This window comes from Jatrophihabitans endophyticus (assembly GCF_900129455.1).
Lineage (GTDB): Bacteria > Actinomycetota > Actinomycetes > Mycobacteriales > Jatrophihabitantaceae > Jatrophihabitans > Jatrophihabitans endophyticus.
The window spans coordinates 1,001,197-1,018,519 of record NZ_FQVU01000001.1 but is presented as its reverse complement, the minus strand read 5'-3'; the positions used below and the strand labels follow the sequence as shown (position 1 = coordinate 1,018,519).

Genomic DNA, 17,323 nt, shown 5'->3' with positions numbered 1-17,323 from the left:
ACACACGAGATGCACGCGTGCGACAGCGCGTGCCGCGACGAGAGGGGGAGCCGTGATCACCACGATCGCCACGACGCCCGAGCGCACGCGCGCCCTCGTCGCCACGAGCGCGGCCCACGACCTCGCCGGCACCGGCACGTGGTCGGTGCGCGCCGCCGAGCTCCCGCGTCCGACGTCCGTCAACGGCCACCTGATGGCGACGGCTGCCTTCCCGGCGACCGGTGCCCTCTCGGCAGATGACGACGCCACCGGTGGCTACGCCGCCGCCGGCGCCGCAGTCGTCGGCCGTAAGCAGGGCCGCCCACCTCGAGGAATCCCACGCTGATCACGATCAGCGCACCGGCTCCTCGAGGCCGCGGCTCCCATCCAGGGAACCGCGGCCTCGCTGCTTTTCCGGCCGAGAACCGTCAGACCCGCCGAGTACACGAGACCGAGACGACGACCAGCACATGACGCAGACCGACACCGACCGATCACGCACCAGACCGCACCCAAGCCGAAGAGGAGGTGACCCGAACGTGTTGACCAGCTGCGACACCGACATCAGCCAGACCCTCGATCCGATCGGGATCGAGCCGCTGGACCCGCTCGCCAAGGACTGCCCCGACGACCTGCCCTGCCGGGTGAACGACGGCGAGCTGTGGTTCGCCGACACTCCCACCGAGCTCGAGCAGGCCAAGGCCCTGTGCCAGGCCTGCCCGGCACTGCACGCCTGCCTCGCCGGCGCCGTCGAGCGTCGGGAGCCGTGGGGGGTCTGGGGCGGCGAGATCTTCGAGCGCGGCTCGATCATCGCGCGCAAGCGGCCCCGCGGCCGTCCGCGCAAGGACGAGCGCAAGGACGAGCGCAAGGACGACGTGGTCGCGGCATGACCGACCACGAGCGAACCACCCCCATCAGGAGCACGACCATCAGGAGCACGACGATGAACACACTGCACGAAGCACTCGCGCGCGATCGACTACGCGAGTTGTCGACCCAGTCGCGCGAGGCCGCCCTCGCGCGCGAGCTCCGGGCGGGGCGTCGCTGGCGCCGCGTCTCGGACTTCGCGCGGCGTGCCGAGTCACGGCACACCGCCCGGCTTCGTCAGGTCGCAGCCGTCCGCTGACGAGACGGCCGTCGCCGCCTGGCGGCGGCTCCCTGCCCGAAGCCACCCACGGCCGTCGGATCGCCTCGCGATCCGGCGGCCGTGTCGTGTGCGGTCACCACCAGGCCTGGTCGAGCTTGGCCTCGATGGCCCTGACGTAGCGGCGGGTGCACTGCGGGCAGATCCAGCGCACGGCGCCCTCGGCGCCCTCGGCGCGGTCCGCGCTCCAACCGAGCGGCGGGTCGCCCTCCGCCTCGGCGTCGGCCGCCCGGCCGCACAGCGAGCAGTGTCGCGGGCCGGCGCCGTTCACCGGGAGTGGTCGGCTCACCACAGCGCCATCGAGCGGTGGAAGATGCCGGCGAGGTCGTCGGCCGTCGCCTCGCGGGGTGCGGTGGCGAGCAGCCGCTGCTGCTTGAGCGCACCGGCCACGAGCTCGTCGACGTCGTCCGCGCCGAAGCCGACCGATCCGATGCCGTCGGGAATGCCGATGTCGCGCATGAGCCGGGTCAGCACGTCCGGCAGCGCCGACGCGTCGTCGGCCGGCTCGGCCGCGTCGGGCTCCAGCAGTCGCGCCGCGTGCAGGTGCCGCTCCGGGGACGCGGGGAAGGTGAAGCGGAAGGCCTCGGGCGCGGTGAGTGACACCGCCATCCCGTGCGGCACCATGGCCTCGTCGTCGGGGTAGCCGGCGGGGTGGAAGTCGCCGACCTGACCGGCGATCGGGTAGGCGTTGGCGTGCGGGATGTGGACGCCGGCGTTGCCGAATCCCAGCCCGGCGAAGGTCGCGGCCTGCGCCATCGCCCGCCGCGCGTCGAGGTCGTCGCCGTCGCGGACCGCCTTGCGGAAGCTGGTGGCCAGCAGCGACAGCGCCTGCGTCGACCACATGTCCGACACCGGGTTGGCGCCGCAGTAGGGCACCCGCTGCTCAGGCTGCTTGCGCGGGCTGGCGGTGTACGGCCGGGCGGTGTAGCTCTCGAGGGCGTGGCAGAGGATGTCCATGCCCGACGCGGCGGTCACGCCGGCCGGCTGGGTGACGGTGAGCAACGGGTCGACGACGGCGAGGGTCGGCCGCAACCGGGGATGGCTGATCCCGCTCTTGACGCGCTGCGACAGCACGTCCAGCACGCACACGGTGGTGCTCTCCGAACCGGTCCCGGTCGTGGTCGGGACGGCCACCAGCGGATGCAGCCGGTGCGCGGGGGCGCGGCCGCCGCCCACCGGCGCGTTGACGTAGTCGATGACCGTGCCCGGATTGGTGAGCAGCAGGTCTACGGCCTTCGCGGTGTCGATGCTCGAGCCGCCGCCCACGGCGACGAAAGCGTCCCACGGGCCGTGCTCGCGGGCCCAGTCGACCGCCGCCTGCATGCTCTCGTCGGTCGGTTCGACGCGCACGCCGTCGTACACGGCCGCCTCGACGTCGAAGCGTGTCATCTGCTCGGCGATGCGCTGGGGCAACCCGGTGGCGGCCACCCGGGAATCGGTGACGACCAGCGCCCGCGTGCAGCCCAGCTGCGACAGGTCGTAGCCGATCTCGTCCGAGGCGCCGTCGCCGTACTTGAGCTGCGGGGCGCCGTAGGTGAAGACGGTCTCGGCCGCGCCGTCGTGCGCACCTGCGGCCGGCTCAGGCATCGACGTCCCCGCTCTCGTGTGCGAACCCGGGCTGCCAGCGCTCGGCGAGGCGGCGGAAGGGCGCCGTGGCGCCCAGCTGGCACAGCACGCCGATGGAGCCGAGCGTCACCCGGTGGATCAGCAGATAGGACGGCGGCAGGTTCAGCTGCCGGCCGACCTGCGCCTCGGCCCGTCGCGGGTCGGCGACGCGGGACGCCTGCTGCTGCAACCACGCGCGGCTGAAGGTGAAGCTGGGCTCGCGTAACGGGTCGACGGCGGGGCCGAGATAGTCCATGACCTCCTGCCCGGACACCTGGATGCCGGGGCGGACGAAACCCAGGTCGCGCATCAGGGCCAGCACGGCGTCGGGGTCGTTGTCGACGGCCAGCCGGGTGAGCCGGCCCAGTGGCGCGGGGTACCCGTCGGGCAGGCGGGCGACGGCGCCGAAGTCGATCACGCCGAGCCGGCCGTCGGGCAGCAGCCGGAAGTTGCCCGGGTGCGGGTCGGCGTGCAGCAGCCCGGCCCGCGCCGGCGCGCTGTAGTGCAGCAGCGCCATCATCGAGCCCGCGCGGTCGCGCTGCTGCTGCGTGCCGTCGGCGATGATCGACGACAGTTGCGTGCCGTCCATCCATTCGGTGACGACGGCCTTGGGCGCGCTCGCGACCACCCGGGGGACGGCGATGTCGGGGTCGTCGGCGAACGCGCTCGCGAAGGCGCGCTGGGCGTCGGCCTCGAGCGTGTAGTCGAGCTCCTCCAGCACGCGCTCGCGGATCTCGCTGAGCAGCGGCTTGACGTCGAGGCCGGGGGAGACGCGGCCGAACAGCCACGCGAACCGGGTGAGCTGGGTGAGGTCGGCGAGCAGCGCCGGGCCGGCGCCCGGGTACTGCAGCTTGACGGCCACGACCCGGCCGTCGGACCACACCGCCTTGTGCACCTGCCCGATGCTCGCGGCGGCGGCCGGGGTGTCGTCGAAGTCGCGGAACCGCTCGCGCCACCGCGTGCCGAACTGCTCGTCGAGCACCGAGCGCACCTGCGCCGTCGGCATCGGCGGCGCGGCCTCCTGCAGCTTGGTGAGCGCCTCGCGATAGGGGGCGGCGTTCTCGTCCGGCAGCGCGGCCTCGAACACCGACAGCGCCTGGCCGAGCTTCATGGCGCCGCCCTTGAGCTCGCCGAGGACGGTGAACAGCTGTTCGGCGGTGCGGGCCTGCAGCTCGGCGTTCACCTCGTCGGCCGAGCGACCGCTGATGCGCCGCCCGAGCCCCAGCGTCGCCCGGCCGGCCACGCCCAGGGGGAGGGACGCGAGCTTCGCGGTGCGAGCGCCGCGACGCTGCGGGATGTGCCCCCGCTGCGACGCTGTGTCGTCGCCCTCGCGTCGACGGGATCGTCCCTCGCTGCGGTCGGCCACGCGCCCATTGTGCCCAACGGCCACGACAGCGCATCGTCCGTGCGTCAGTGCCAGCAGTCGCAGTCGGCGTGCACCGGGCGGCTGCGGCGGCGCAGCCGCCAGTCGGGCAGCTGCACGACGAGCGAGCCGTCGAGGCACGCCGGCTCGCCGCCGTCGAGGAAGGTCAGCACCTGACCGGCCGCCGCGGCGACCGCCAGCGTGGTGGCGGCCGCGTCGGAGGTGGGGCCGCGGCGCGGGGCGAGCGTGAGCTGGGCGGCGAGCGCCGGCCAGAGCGGATCGCGGTCGCGGCGGTGCAGGTCGGCGCAGCGCAGGCAGCTGGTGAGGCCGGGGACGACGAGCGGGCCCACCGCGGCGTGCGCGACGCCGCTCGCGACGAGCAAGTGGGCGGCGCCGGCGGCGTGCAGGGCGGCACGGCGGGTGTCGGCCACGGGTTCGTCGACGGCGAGGACGGTGAGATCGGCGTGCTCGCCCACCGGGAGCGGCTCGGTGTCGGCGTCCGGAGCGGCTCGCAGGATCGCGTCGTGCGCGGCCGCGGCCAGGCTGCGGCCCTCGTCGCCGGGGCCGACGCCGCCGGGCAGTGCGTGGTGCAGCCGCACCGAACCGGTGGCCGAGCAGTGGACGTGACCGACGCCCGCCGCCGCGAGCAGGGCGGCGAGCGCCGGGCCGGCGCGACCGGTGCCCTGCACGCTCACCGTGGCGCAGCGACGGGCGTCGAGCAGCTCGGCCGCGCGCTCGCCGGCCCGGGTGGCGAGCGAGAGCAGCTCGCCGGCGAGCCGGGGTCGGGGCGGGGTGCGGCGATGATCGAGCGGTGGGCCGGCCGGGAACGGGTCGCTGGCGGGGTCATTGGTGGCGGGGGCATCGCTGGCGGGGTCATCGATCGCCGTAGCGGTGGGGTCGGGCCGGCGCCGCCACAGGAAGCCGGAGCCGGCGAGCTCGGCGAGCGCGGCGGACACGCCGGCCCCGCCCGGGACGGGACCCGCGGGGGCCTGGTCGGCGGGATGCCGCGCGAGGCTGCGGACCAGTGGCGCCGGCAGGCCGTCGACGACCACGCTGCGGCCGCCGAGCTCGAGGTGCAGCGAGTCCGGCGAGCGCCACAGCAGCCGGGTGGCGGGAGAGAGCACGTACTCGACGTCGGTGGCCTCGGGCCTGCCGTCGCGGTGCGTGCTGCTCACCGCGCAACGATGGCACGGGCCGCGACGGAGCGCCGGGTTATCCACAGGCCCGGCGACGCGCGTCGCCGACCCGCCGCGCGGACCCCCGGCCGGCCGTGCTATCGGTGTGTGCGCTCGTCGTGGAGTGGGCACGCTCGGCGATCGGTTCGTGTGGATTGCCCGGCTTTCGATCACGTCGATGACGGCACGGTAACCCTGAAGTGAATGTCCACATCTGTGGACAACGTTGTGGGCAGCCGGCCCCACTGCTGTGGACGACGGGACGTTCGCTGTGGACGACGGCCGCGTACCGGCCGTGTCGTCGGACCACCCGGTTAGCGTGTGCCCATGGCGAGGACCACGCGTACGGCGCCGCCGGGCGCCGTCACCACGACGTCGACCCTGGTGGGGACGACGACGGTCGAGGTGCGTCGCAGTCCACGCCGGCGACGCACGGTGTCGGCCTACCGCGACGCCGATCGGGTGGTGGTGCTGATCCCGGCGCGCTTCAGCGCCGGCGAGGAGCGCGAGTGGGTCGCCCGCATGGTGGCCCGGGTCGAGGGCTCGCGGCGGCCACCGCGCGGCGACGACGATCTCGGCCGACGGGCCGCGCGGCTGTCCGCGCGCTGGCTCGACGGCCGGGCGCAGCCGGTCAGCGTTCGCTGGGTCCCCGCGATGCGCACGCGGTGGGCGTCCTGCACGCCGGCCGACGGCACGATCCGGCTCTCGCGCCGGCTGCAGGACTTCCCGGAGTGGGTGCAGGACTACGTGCTCGTGCACGAGCTCGCCCACCTGATCGAGGCCGGTCATGGCCCGCGGTTCTGGCAGCTCGTCGGTGCCTACCCGCGCACCGAACGGGCGCGCGGGTTCCTCGACGGCGTCAGCGCCGCGGCCCAGCTCCCCATCGCCGACGACCTCGCCGACGACCTCGCCGAGGGCGATCTGGGTGATCTGGGCGACGATCCGGTCGACGAGCTCGCCGAGGGGGACGACCTCGCCTGGCCACCCGCGGCGGGCTGACGGCGGCGGTCAGGGTCGCGGGTCGGGTCCGTCCGCCTCGTCCGGACCGTCGGTGCCGGGGTCCTTCCGGTCGCCGACGTCCAACCCGCTGACGTCCAACCCGCTGAGGTCGTCCGGCGCGGTGAAGTCGGCCAGGTTCACCGCCCGGTCGCCGTAGCCCAGCGGGTCGTCCAGGTCGTCGGCGGTCGGCAGCAGGTCCGGGTGGGTCCAGATGACGTCGCGACCGCTGACGCCCTGCTTCTCGGTGACCGCCCACCACAGCGCGGCGGCGTCGCGCAGCCGCCGCGGTCGCAGCTCGAGACCCACGAGGGTGGCGAAGGTCTGCTCGGCCGGGCCCCCCGCGGCACGGCGGCGGCGGGTGGCCTCGCGCAGTGCGTCGGCGCCGGGCATCCGCTGGCCCGCCGCGGCGGTGACGACGGTGTCGACCCATCCTTCGATGAGGGCGAGCAGCGTCTCGAGCCGGCGCAGCGCGACCTCCTGCTCGGGGGTCTGGCGCGGCTCGAACAGCCCGCCGGTCAGCGCGTCCTGCATGCTCTCGGGATTCATCGGGTCGACGCCGCGCATCGCCTCCTCGATCGCGGACATGTCGATCGTGATCCCGGTCGAGTACTCGGCGACGGTGTCGAGCACGTGCTTGCGCAGCCACGGCACGTGGGCGAACAGCCGCTGGTGGGCGGCCTCGCGCAGCGCGAGGTAGAGGCGCACCTCGTCGGCCGGTCGCTCCAGACCCGCGGCGAACGCGGCGACGTTCTCCGGCACGAGCGCGGCGACCCCGGCCGGGCCGAGCGGGACGCCGATGTCGGTGGCCGAGAGGACCTCGCGGGCCAGCCCGCCGAGCCCCTGCCCGACCTGGGCGCCGAACATCAGGCCGCCGACCTGCTGCATGATGCCGGCGAACGGGTTGTTGGCGCCCAGTGCCTGCAGCTGTTCCTGCGGGATGGCCTGCGACATCGCCGCGACCACCCGCGAGGCCACCGGATCGCACAGCGACGACCACACCGGCAGCGTCTTGTCGAGCCACTCGAGCCGGGTCCACGACTCCACGCTCTGCACGCCCGACGGGAGGTCGGTGACGTCGTCGAGCCAGTGGTCGGCGAGCCGGACGGCGTCGGCGACGGCCGAACGGTCGGCCGGGTCCACCGGCGCGCTGCCCCCGAGGTTCGACACCGCGAGCTGCTTGGCGAGGTCCCAGTTGACCGGGCCGCCGGACCACGACAGCAGCTTCTGCAGCTCGGCGAACAGCGGCATCTGCGCCGAGAGGTCGTTCGGGTCGTTCCCCTCGCCGCCGTCACCGGAGGGCTTGCCGAAGCCGAAGGGGAAGTTCGTCATGTCGTTCACGGTAGTAGCGACGCCCGAGCGGTGTGGATCGTTCCCTGTCCCGAGCACCCGCGTTGCGCGCACAGCGAACGCGTAGCCGCCGGTAGCGTCCGCGTCCGTGGCGTGGGTGTGGTGGCTCTCCGGACCGGTGGTGGCGACCGTGCTCGCCGCGTGCTGGTCGTGGCTGCGCTCGCGACCGCGTCCCGAGCGCACGACCGCGCAGGCCGTCCGCGACCACCAGGACTACCTCGCCGCCCTGGCCCAGCCGCCCCGCTCCCAGGACCGGGGCACGGGGGCAGCGGGCGGGCGCGGGGCAGGCGAGGGCACCGGCGACTGACCCCTCGGCCCGGCGCGATGGTTAGGCTGCGCAGGTGCCCCGAGTGCCCTTCCCGCCCGCCGAGAGCGTGCCCGGTGGCACCGGGTTCGCCCGGCTGAGCCGCCGGGTGCGCAGCCTGATCGTCGCGGGAGTGCTCTTCGTCGTGCTCTTCGCGCTGATCTTCAGCCTGCCGGTGCCCTACGTGGTCCTCTCGCCGGGGCCGACCTACAACACGCTCGGTGCCGACGACGGCGGCCGCTCCATCATCAAGATCAGCGGGACGACGGTGCGCAGGACCACCGGCAACCTCAACCTCACGACGGTCGGGGTGAACACCGATTCGGTCACGCCCTACCAGGCGTTCGTGGGCTGGCTCAAGGGCGACGAGGTGGTCGTCCCGCGGGCCTCCGTGTACCCGCCCGGGCAGTCCCAGCAGCAGACGGACAAGCAGAACACGCAGGACTTCGTGACCTCCCAGGACAGCGCCGTCACCGCCGCCTCGTGCGAGCTGGGTTACGCCAAGGCGTTCGGGGTCGTCAGCGTCCTCGCCGACGGCGCGTCGGCGGGCAAGCTGCGTACCGGCGACGCCCTCGTGAGCCTCGACGGCGGGGATGCGAGCAGCGCGGGCAAGCTGCGCGCGCTGCTCGCCAAGACCAAGGCCGGCGACACCGTCACCGTGACCGTCCGCCGCAACGGGGCGACCAAGGAGGTACCCGTCACGCTCTCCGCGGCACCGAAGGGGCAGCAGGGGGGACGCCTCGGCGTCTCGATCTCCGACGGCTGCCTCGCACCGTTCACCGTCGACCTCGGCCTCGCCAACCAGATCGGTGGCCCGTCGGCCGGGCTGATGTTCGCGCTCGGCATCATCGACAAGGTCGGCCCACGGGACCTCACCAAGGGCCGGTTCATCGCCGGGACCGGCACCATCGACCCCGACGGCACGGTCGGCCCGATCGGCGGCATCCAGCTGAAGATGATCGCCGCCCGCGCGAAGGGGGCGACGGTGTTCCTCGCGCCCGAGGACAACTGCGACGACGTGCGTGGCAACGTGCCGGACGGGCTGCGGGTGGTGAAGGTGTCGACGCTGCACGACGCCGTCTCGGACCTCGAGAAGATCGAGCAGGGGCAGGCCGTCCCGAGCTGCTGAGCGGCGCCGGCCGTCCCCGCGCGGCGGCCGCGCGCTAGCGCAGCGTGGCCTGCAGCGCGGCCACCAGGTTCGGCGCGAGGTCCGGTCCGGTGAGCAGGTCGTCACCGGCACCGCCGGCAGGTTCGGCACCGTCGTCGGGCCCGGCACTGCCATGGCCATCCCCGGCCGGGCCGGTGCCACGCATGCGCAGCAGGGCCGCGTTGGACCCGTCGCGCAGCACACCGGCGGCCAGCCGCGCCTCCCGCCGCTCGGGGTGGTCGGCGGCACGCGAGGCGGCGTCGGCGTCGGTCAGCGTCGACTCGGCCGAGGGCGGCAGGATCACGATCTCCTGGGTCACCGCACAGCCGGCGACCGAGTCGGGCCAGGCGATGCCGGCCAGCAGCTCGTCGAGCGGCTGGTCGGGCAGGTCGTCCTGCTCGACCGGGGTCAGCGCGTCGGGCGGCAGCGTGTCGATGCCGAGGCGGCGGGCGGTCACCGGATCGTCGGCGGTGAAGCGGCCGACGCTGACCAGCGCGAACAGCGTCGGGCCGCGGTCCCAGCCCGCCGCGTGGACATGGGCCTCGATCTCGGCCAGCGCGGCTTCGAGCACATCGAGCACGTCGTCCCCTTCGTCGTCCGGTCCGTCGTGGCAGCCGCCCCTGCGGCGGTCGCTGGCGGCGGCGTCGCCGTGACGGCCGCCGCTGTCATCCTCACCCACCGCCCGCGAGTCAGGAACCACAGGGGCGGCCGGTACGTTGATCCCGCGAGTCCTGCCCCCACCTCACGAGCACGTCAGGAGCCTGCCCGTGGCGATGCGGCCACCCATCCCGAACGTGATGCTGTCGCGCCGGGCGAAGATCGCCCTGTCGGTCGTCGCGGCCCTGATCGTGCTGCTCGTGCTGGTGGTCAAGCTGTCGGGCACCTACATCGACTACCTCTGGTTCGGTGAGGTCCACGCGCGCGGCGTCTTCAGCACCGTGCTGTGGACCCGGCTGGTGCTCTTCCTCGTCTTCGGGGCGCTGATGGCGCTGATCATCGGCGGCAACCTCGCGGTCGCCTACCTGGTGAAGCCGCCGTTCCGACCGCTGTCGCCGGAGCAGCAGAACCTGCAGAACTACGTGCAGCTGGTCGAGCCGCGCCGCAAGCTGATCCTCGCCGTCGCCGCGGTCATCGCGTTCCTCGCCGCCGGCGCGTCGGCGCAGGGCGACTGGGCCGCCTGGCAGCTGTGGCTGAACGGGCAGGACTTCGGCACGACCGACCCGCAATTCCACCTGGACGTCTCGTTCTTCGCCTGGGACTACCCGGTGTACCGGTTGCTGCTGGGCTTCGGCTTCACCGCCGTGATCTTCTCGCTCATCCTCGCGATCGGCATCCACTACCTGACCGGCGCGATCCGGTTGCAGACGCCGGGCCCGAAGATCACCATCGCCGCCCGCCGGCACATCACGATCCTGGTGTTCGCCTTCATGCTGATGAAGGCCGTCGCCTACTGGTTGGACCGCTACGGGCTGGTCTTCTCCGAGCGCAGCCGCTTCACCGGCGCCTCCTACACCGACGTCAACTCGGCGCTGCCGGCCAAGACCATCCTGTTCTGGATCACGCTGATCCTCGCCGTCGGCGTGCTGGCGAGCATCTGGCTGCGCAGCTCGCTGCTGCCCGGCATCGGCTTCGTGGTGCTGCTCGTCCTGAGCATCCTGATGGGCGGCGTCTACCCGGCGATCGTCCAGAGCGTGTCCGTCCAGCCCAACGCCAGCACCAAGGAAGCGCCGTACATCGCGCGCAACATCGAGGCCACCCGGCAGGGGTACGGCATCGTCACCAAGTCCGGCGGGACGAGGAACGATCCCAACGGCACGGTGAGCTACAAGAAGTACGACCTCGCCGCCAATCCCGATCGCAGCAAGCTGGTGTCCAGCGACCCGACGTTGTCCAACCTGCGGGTGCTCGACCCCAACGTGGTGTCGCCGACCTTCACCCAGCAGCAGGCGCAGCAGGCCAGCGGTGTCTACGGCTTCCCGGCCAAGCTCGACGTCGACCGCTACGCCTCCCAGGGCACCGGGTCGGCGGCCGACACCAAGGACGACTACATCGTCGGCGTGCGCGAGCTCAAGGCGTCCAACCTGTCGGGCAACCAGACGAACTGGATCAACCAGCACACCAACTACACCCATGGCTACGGCTTCGTCGCGGCCAAGGCGAGCAGCGGGATCGTCAACGCGAGCAGCTACGCCGACGGCGGCATCCCGCAGACGGGGTCGCTCAACACCGCGGCGAAGTTGCGGACCCCCCAGGTGTACTTCGGCGAGCTGATGTCGGACTACGCCATCGTCGGGGCGAAGGGGACCCCCCGCGAGTTCGACGGCGAAGGCAAGAAGGTCACGTACCAGGGCACGGGCGGCATCTCGCTGTCGAGCCCGCTCACCAAGCTCGCCTTCGCGCTCGACGACAAGGAGACGAACTTCCTGCTCAACGACGCGGTCGGTGCCGACGGCGCGCACGTGCTCATCAACCGCGACCCCCGCGAGCGCGTCAAGAAGACGGCCCCGTTCCTCAACGTGGACGGCGATCCGTTCCCGTTCGTCGACTCGTCCACGGGGCACATCGTGTGGATGGTCGACGCGTACACGACGACGGCGAACTACCCGTACTCGGAGCGGCGGACGCTCTCCGACCTCACCGACAGCTCGCTGACCCGCACGAACCGCAATCCCGGCCAGGCCGACCAACAGGTCAACTACATCCGCAACTCGGTCAAGGCCACCGTCGACGCGTACGACGGCACCGTGAAGCTCTACCAGTGGGACACCAAGGACCCGGTGCTCAAGACGTGGATGAAGGTCTTCCCCGGCCTGGTCAAGAAGAACTCGACGATGCCGCAGAGCGTGCGTGACCACGTGCGCTATCCCGAGGACCTGTTCGAGGTGCAGCGTGGGCTGCTCGAGCAGTATCACGTGGACAGCTCGACGACGTTCTACAACCAGTCCGACAAGTGGACGATCCCCACCGACCCGGCCGCGACGTCCGGTGACCAGCCGCCGTACTACGTGCTCGCCAATTCCCAGACCACGGGCGTGACGGGCGCACAGTTCCAGCTCACCACGCCCATGAAGGTCAACAACAAACCGAGTCTCGCGGCCTACGTCACCGTCGACAGCGACCCGTCCGCCTACGGTCAGATGACGATCCTCAACGGCTTCGACGCGACCGTCGAGGGGCCCGAGCAGGTCGCGAACGACTTCCAGAACGACCCGGCCATCACCGAGTACCGCACCAACCAGCGCAACGGCGGGTCGACGGTCATCCTGGGCAACCTGCTCACGTTGCCGCTCAACGGCAGCTTCCTCTACGCGCAACCCATGTACGTGCAGCGGGAGAACGGCAACTATCCGCTGCTGCAGCGAGTGCAGATCTCCTTCGACGGCAAGGTCGGTTTCGGCGCGACGGTCGAGGACGCGTTGACCGACATCAGGCAGAACGTGCGCGCCGGCACCACGACCGGCACCGACGACGGCACCACGCCGTCGGGCACCCCGACCCCGGGGTCGTCCCCGTCCACCAGCCCGTCGACGTCGCCGTCCGGATCGCCGTCGAGCGGGTCGGCGACGACGCCGTCGACCCGTGACATCGCGGGGCTCGCACAGCAGGCGCGGGCGGCGAAGTCGGCGCTGGACGAGGCGTACGCGTCGAAGGACCAGGCCCGTATCGGTGCGGCGCAGGCGAAGTACAACAAGGCCACCGACCAGTTGCTCGCCGCGATCGCGCGCAGCGCCTCGGCGTCGTCGTCGACGTCGAAGGCCGCACCGACGTCCTCACCGAGCAGATGACCGGCCGCCGCCGGGCCCCGGTCGATCAGGGGTCGCGGCGGCGCCGGCGCGCGGGGGAGAAGACGAGCTCGCCCAGCGCGACGTCGTGGCCGGCGTCGCACTCGACGCCGACGTGCACCGCCGCGCCGCAGTCGGCGTGGGTGAGGTCCAGCGGCGGCCGCCCGCCGGGGGACAGGTAGCGCGAGCCCCACTCGAACAGGCCGAGGACGACCGGCGCGAGGTCACGGCCCATCTCGGTGAGCCGGTACTCGTGCCGCGTCCGGCTGCCGGGCTCGCGGTAGGGGACGCGGCGCAGCAGGCCCGCGTCGGTGAGCTCGCGCAGCCGGGCGGCGGCGACGGCCTCGGAGATGCCGACGCGTTCGGCGAAGTCGTCGAAACGGGCGGTGCCGTAGTAGGCCTCGCGCATGATGAGCATGGCCGAGCGCGTCCCCACGACGCCGAGCGCCGCACCGACCGGGCAGGCGTCGGTGCGCCAGGCGGTGCGATCGGCGAGCCCGCCTGCCAGGACGGCGCTGTCGTGCACCGGGCCGTCGCGTGCCGGGTCAGCAGCCATGCCCTCACCCTAGCTTGCGTAGACCCTAGTCAGCTGGCTAGCGTCGCTGACTATGCCAAGACAAAGTCAGCGGTTCGGCGTCGTGCTCTTCGTGCTCTCCCTGGCCGCGTTCATGGCGAGCCTGGACGTCTTCATCGTCAACGTCGCGTTCGACGACATCGGCACCGACTTCCCCGGCACCACGCTGTCCCAGCTCTCCTGGGTGCTGAACGCCTACGCCATCGTGTTCGCGGCCCTGCTCGTGCCCGCGGGTCGGATCGCCGACCGGTACGGGCGCAAGGCGGGGTTCCTCGCCGGCCTGGCGCTGTTCACCGCGGCCAGCGCCGCCTGCGCCGCCGCGCCGGGCGTCTGGTGGCTGACCGGTTTCCGCGTGCTGCAGGCGGTGGGCGCGGCGCTGCTGACGCCGGCGAGTCTCGGCCTGGTCGTGGCCAGCGCGCCCGCTGCGCACCGGGCTCGCTCGGTGCGCATCTGGGCCGCGACCGGCGCCCTGGCGGCGGCCCTCGGCCCGGCGGTCGGCGGCATGCTCGTCGAGGCGTCGTGGCGGTGGGTCTTCCTGGTCAACGTCCCCGTCGGGGTGGCCGCCATCGGCGCGGCCGCGGTGCTCGTCCCCCGCTCGCGTGACGACGGCGCGACGCGCCTGCCCGACGTCCTGGGTGCAGCGCTACTCGCCGTCACGATCGGCGTACTCACGCTCGGGCTGGTCGAGGGGCCCGACTGGGGTTGGGCGGGCGGCCGGACGATCGCCGCGTGGGTGGTGGCCGGCACCGGGCTGCTGGCGTTCCTGCTGCGGTCGCGCCGCCACCCGGTCCCGGTCGTCGAGCCGGCACTCGTGCGGGTGCCGGCCTTCGCCTGGGCCAACGTCACCGCCCTGCTGTTCGCCGTGCCGTTCGCCGCCGCCCTGCTCACCAACATCCTCTGGATGCAGCAGGTCTGGCACTACTCGGCGATCCGGACCGGGTTCGCCGTCGCGCCCGGCCCGCTGTTGGTCCCGGTGTTCGCGGCGGTGGCGCACCGGCTCGCCGCCCGCGTCCCGGTGGGGCGGCTCGTCTCGCTCGGCTGCCTGCTGCTCGGAGTCGGCGCCGTCCTCACGTCGATCTCGGTGGGACCGCGGCCGGACTACGCGGGCGCCGTGCTGCCGGGCTGGCTGGTCGGCGGGGTGGGCGTCGGGCTCGCCCTGCCCGCCATCTTGTCGTCGGCGACCGCCGATCTGCCGCAGCACCGCACCGCGACGGGAAGCGCCATCGTCACCATGAGCCGGCAGATCGGGATGGCACTGGGCGTCAGCCTCGTCGTCGCCGTGCTCGGCACGCCGCTCGGTTACGCCGCCGCCCACGACGCGTTCCGCCGTACCTGGTGGACGCTCGCGGCCGTCGCCCTGCTCGCGGCCCTCGCCGCGCCGGCGATGACCCCGCGCCGGGACGGTCGGGTGGCGGCGGCGCCCGCGCCGGCGGTCGGGCTCCCGGTGGGCTGACCCGGCGGGATGGCCGCCGAGAAGACGAGCGGCGACCGGGGCGCCCTGGCGTTGGTGTCCGGCGTGATGTCTGCCGTGGTGTCCGCGGTCGTGGCCGCGGCGGTGTCCGGGCAAAGGCCGGCGACGATGGCGCCGCTCGGCGTTGTGGACACGCGACGTCGCTGCCTATCGTCGCTGGAGTTGCCCTGGCGACGATCCGTGCGACCGCTGTACCCCAGCGTGACCGCCGGAGCCGGTCGTACGGGGGTACGGGGGATCGATGGCGGTGACGCCACCGAGGCGGCATGCGGTGCCGGCCTTCGCGGTCGCGGTCGCGACCTGCGTCGTGGCCGTCACGTGGCATGTGCCGGTTGCCGGGTCGAGTCCGGCCTCGCCGCGCTCCGCGACGACTCCGGGGACGGCGTCGGCTGCCCGGTCGAGCACGTCGGGCGCGCCGACGTCCGGCGCGGTCTCGCCGTCCTCGACCCCGGTGCAGGTGTCGGTCGGCGGCACGCGTGCCTCGGTGGCCCCGAGCGCGTCGCCGAGTGCGGCGTCGAGCCCGGCACCGGGTGAGACACCGAGTGCGACGCCGAGTACGGGGTCGGGTGCGCCGTCCAGCTCGACGCCGACGTCGGCCACCACGTCGGCCACCACGTCGGCCACCACGTCGGCCACCACGTCGGCCACCGCCTCGCCGTCGGACGCTGCCGGCCCGCCCCCGCCGTCGACCCTCACCCCGTCCGCGGCGCGGGCGCAGACCGTCTCGCGCACCGTCGAGCGCGGCGTGCACCGCCTGGTCGCGACCGCCCTCGGGTGGGGCGGCACGGCGTGCGAGTGCACCGTCGCGATCGCGATGTCGCTGCAGGGCGACGCCACCGCGACGGCCGCCCCCGCGGCCGCCGGTCTCGCACGCGCCACGACACCCGGCCGGACCGGCGACGCCACCGCGGTGGGGCTGAGCGGTCACGGCCCGGCGGTCGCCACCGCCCGCACCGGCGCGGCGCTCGCCGGCGCCACGACCGCGACCGTGGCCGCGTCCCGCGCGCCGGCGACGCGATCACCGACGTCCGCCCAGGTCGGCGACGCGGTCCGCGCCCTGCTCACCGACCTCGTCGCGGACGACCCGGCGACGGCGGCCCTCGCGACCGGGGCGCGTCGGGACGGCGACGGCGACACCGCGCCGGCCCCGGTCTCGGTCGACGTGTCGCTCACCGGCCCGGGCTGCGCGGACGCGTGCGCGGTCGCCGTGGCGGTGACGCTGCACGGCACCCCGCACGCGGCGGTGACCGCGCCCGCGCGCTGTGCGGCGGCGACCGGGCACGCGGTGGCCGTCGCGGTCACGCTGGCCGGCGCCGCGTCGGCCGACTCGCGCGACGGCGTCGGCACCGGCCGGTGCGCCGTGGCCGCCGCGTCGTCCGGTCTCGTCGCGGCCGCGGTCGGTGTCACCGGCACCGCGATCGGCGTCTCGATCGCCGGCGACGGCGCGGCCCGCGCCGACGCGACCTCCGGCGACGTCGGGACCGCCGCGGATCGGACGTCCGGCGGCACCGCGCGCGGCGCCGTCCTCGCCACGAGCGGGTCGAGCGGGGACGCGACGGGCGTGGCCGTCGGCCGGCGCGCGGCGAGCGCGGCCGTCCGCACCGGCGACACCGGCGACGCCGCCGCGGCCTGCCGGTACTGCGCCGGTGCGCACGACGGCACGACCCGCGCGGTCTCCGGCGACACCGGCGCGAGCTACTCGCTGGCCGGGGCCGGCCGCGACGCCACCGCCTCCGCCCGCTCCGGCGACACCGGCGACGTCACGGCGACGGCCAGCGGACCGGCGCCGGGAACGCACGGCGTCGCGGCCTCCTACCGCGGCGGCCGTGTCGACGGCCGGTCCGGCGACACCGGCGACGCCCTCGCCGCGGCGATCGACCCCCGCACGTGGGTCGAGGTCGACACCGCCTCCGGCGTGAGCGGCTACGTCGTCAGCACCACGACCGGCCCGCTCGCGCCCCATCGGCCGGGTAGCGACCCAGGCGGCCGGGGTGACCAGCCGGGGACCGGCACCCGCGTCGGTGGCTCCGGCGAGGGCCGCCGTCACGTCGTCACCGGGCACACCCGGCACGACTCGACGGTTCCGGCCGCCGCCGGCCACAGCGCGACCGGCACCGCTGACGACCCGGCGGCCGCCCCGCCGCGGGCGGCGCCGTCGCGCCCGACTCCCGGGCACCCGACGCGGGCCGCTGCGCCCGTCCCGTCCCGGTCGCCGGGCACGGCGCGCGGCGTTCGCACCGACCCGCCCGCTCGACCACCAGCGGAACTCGCGACGGAGCTGTCGCAGCAGAGCACCTCGCCGGCCGCGCTGATCGGCGTCACCACCGGTGCCGTCGTCTTCGCGTCGATGGTGTTGCTCGCCGTGATCGGCTGGTTGCGGCGGGGGAGGTCGCGCCGATGACCACCTGACCGTTCGACCCGGCACCGTCCGGA

Annotated in this window: 16 protein-coding genes; 8 read left to right on the top strand and 8 right to left on the bottom strand. The window is 74.0% G+C overall.

The window, feature by feature from the left end:
• Positions 1–52 precede the first annotated feature (52 nt).
• Both BUE29_RS04785 and BUE29_RS04780 read left to right on the top strand, forming a co-directional pair.
• Positions 53–325, top strand: a complete 273-nt coding sequence (locus BUE29_RS04785) for a hypothetical protein (protein ID WP_073386458.1) — start codon at positions 53–55, stop codon at positions 323–325.
• 193 nt (positions 326–518) lie between these two features.
• Positions 519–869, top strand: coding sequence for a WhiB family transcriptional regulator (locus tag BUE29_RS04780; RefSeq protein WP_407657312.1), 351 nt, complete (start codon positions 519–521; stop codon positions 867–869).
• Positions 870–1,199: 330 nt separating this feature from the next.
• On the opposite strand, the gene BUE29_RS04770 is transcribed toward BUE29_RS04780, so the two are convergent.
• From BUE29_RS04770 to BUE29_RS04755, 4 genes are read right to left on the bottom strand one after another with little or no spacing between them, the layout of a single operon-like run.
• Complete coding sequence (locus BUE29_RS04770; RefSeq protein WP_143167973.1) at positions 1,200–1,412, bottom strand: hypothetical protein; 213 nt, start codon at positions 1,410–1,412, stop codon at positions 1,200–1,202.
• Positions 1,409–2,710, bottom strand: coding sequence for a hydroxyacid-oxoacid transhydrogenase (locus BUE29_RS04765; protein ID WP_073386455.1), 1,302 nt, complete (start codon positions 2,708–2,710; stop codon positions 1,409–1,411). The genes BUE29_RS04770 and BUE29_RS04765 overlap by 4 nt, the downstream gene beginning before the upstream one ends.
• Positions 2,703–4,094: an ABC1 kinase family protein gene (locus BUE29_RS04760; protein ID WP_234971351.1), complete on the bottom strand. Its 1,392-nt coding sequence runs from the start codon at positions 4,092–4,094 to the stop codon at positions 2,703–2,705. Before BUE29_RS04760 ends, BUE29_RS04765 begins: the two co-directional genes overlap by 8 nt.
• A 44-nt stretch (positions 4,095–4,138) precedes the next feature.
• Positions 4,139–5,266 carry a hypothetical protein gene (locus BUE29_RS04755; RefSeq protein ID WP_073386454.1) on the bottom strand — a complete coding sequence of 376 codons (1,128 nt, stop codon included), beginning with the start codon at positions 5,264–5,266 and terminating at the stop codon, positions 4,139–4,141.
• Between the two features lie 327 nt (positions 5,267–5,593).
• Here BUE29_RS04755 and BUE29_RS04750 point away from each other — a divergent pair, with 327 nt between their 5' ends.
• Positions 5,594–6,265, top strand: coding sequence for a M48 metallopeptidase family protein (locus tag BUE29_RS04750; protein ID WP_084180682.1), 672 nt, complete (start codon positions 5,594–5,596; stop codon positions 6,263–6,265).
• A 9-nt stretch (positions 6,266–6,274) separates the two neighbouring features.
• Here the strand turns inward: BUE29_RS04750 and BUE29_RS04745 are convergent, their stop codons facing one another.
• Positions 6,275–7,594, bottom strand: coding sequence for a zinc-dependent metalloprotease (locus tag BUE29_RS04745; RefSeq protein ID WP_073387113.1), 1,320 nt, complete (start codon positions 7,592–7,594; stop codon positions 6,275–6,277).
• 106 nt (positions 7,595–7,700) lie between these two features.
• Between BUE29_RS04745 and BUE29_RS04740 the strand changes: the two genes are divergently transcribed.
• Together BUE29_RS04740 and BUE29_RS04735 are read left to right on the top strand one after the other, a co-directional pair.
• Positions 7,701–7,919: a hypothetical protein gene (locus BUE29_RS04740; protein ID WP_073386451.1), complete on the top strand. Its 219-nt coding sequence runs from the start codon at positions 7,701–7,703 to the stop codon at positions 7,917–7,919.
• 34 nt (positions 7,920–7,953) lie between these two features.
• Positions 7,954–9,045 carry a YlbL family protein gene (locus BUE29_RS04735; RefSeq protein ID WP_084180681.1) on the top strand — a complete coding sequence of 364 codons (1,092 nt, stop codon included), beginning with the start codon at positions 7,954–7,956 and terminating at the stop codon, positions 9,043–9,045.
• Positions 9,046–9,079: 34 nt separating this feature from the next.
• On the opposite strand, the gene BUE29_RS04730 is transcribed toward BUE29_RS04735, so the two are convergent.
• Complete coding sequence (locus BUE29_RS04730) at positions 9,080–9,643, bottom strand: PPA1309 family protein (protein ID WP_073387107.1); 564 nt, start codon at positions 9,641–9,643, stop codon at positions 9,080–9,082.
• A 193-nt stretch (positions 9,644–9,836) separates the two neighbouring features.
• Here BUE29_RS04730 and BUE29_RS04725 point away from each other — a divergent pair, with 193 nt between their 5' ends.
• Complete coding sequence (locus BUE29_RS04725) at positions 9,837–12,848, top strand: UPF0182 family membrane protein (RefSeq protein ID WP_234971369.1); 3,012 nt, start codon at positions 9,837–9,839, stop codon at positions 12,846–12,848.
• A gap of 25 nt (positions 12,849–12,873) precedes the next feature.
• Here the strand turns inward: BUE29_RS04725 and BUE29_RS04720 are convergent, their stop codons facing one another.
• Entirely contained in the window at positions 12,874–13,401 is a 528-nt protein-coding gene (locus BUE29_RS04720) for a winged helix-turn-helix transcriptional regulator (RefSeq protein WP_073386449.1), read from the bottom strand.
• Positions 13,402–13,453: 52 nt separating this feature from the next.
• On the opposite strand from BUE29_RS04720, the gene BUE29_RS04715 reads away from it, so the two are divergent.
• Complete coding sequence (locus BUE29_RS04715) at positions 13,454–14,872, top strand: MFS transporter (RefSeq protein ID WP_073386448.1); 1,419 nt, start codon at positions 13,454–13,456, stop codon at positions 14,870–14,872.
• Between the two features lie 165 nt (positions 14,873–15,037).
• Here BUE29_RS04715 and BUE29_RS04710 read toward each other — a convergent pair whose 3' ends face one another.
• On the bottom strand, positions 15,038–15,622 hold the full coding sequence (locus BUE29_RS04710) for a hypothetical protein (protein ID WP_143167972.1): 585 nt from the start codon (positions 15,620–15,622) through the stop codon (positions 15,038–15,040).
• A 13-nt stretch (positions 15,623–15,635) separates the two neighbouring features.
• On the opposite strand from BUE29_RS04710, the gene BUE29_RS04705 reads away from it, so the two are divergent.
• Positions 15,636–17,291, top strand: coding sequence for a hypothetical protein (locus BUE29_RS04705; protein ID WP_143167971.1), 1,656 nt, complete (start codon positions 15,636–15,638; stop codon positions 17,289–17,291).
• Positions 17,292–17,323: the final 32 nt, after the last annotated feature.

Excerpts from the sequence above, each read along its gene's own strand:
- BUE29_RS04745 (WP_073387113.1), bottom strand. The coding sequence starts at position 7,594 with ATGACGAACTTCCCCTTCGGCTTCGGCAAGCCCTCCGGTGACGGCGGC.
- BUE29_RS04750 (WP_084180682.1), top strand. The coding sequence starts at position 5,594 with ATGGCGAGGACCACGCGTACGGCGCCGCCGGGCGCCGTCACCACGACG.
- BUE29_RS04715 (WP_073386448.1), top strand. The coding sequence starts at position 13,454 with ATGCCAAGACAAAGTCAGCGGTTCGGCGTCGTGCTCTTCGTGCTCTCC.
- BUE29_RS04720 (WP_073386449.1), bottom strand. The coding sequence starts at position 13,401 with ATGGCTGCTGACCCGGCACGCGACGGCCCGGTGCACGACAGCGCCGTC.
- BUE29_RS04725 (WP_234971369.1), top strand. The coding sequence starts at position 9,837 with ATGCGGCCACCCATCCCGAACGTGATGCTGTCGCGCCGGGCGAAGATC.
- BUE29_RS04765 (WP_073386455.1), bottom strand. The coding sequence starts at position 2,710 with ATGCCTGAGCCGGCCGCAGGTGCGCACGACGGCGCGGCCGAGACCGTC.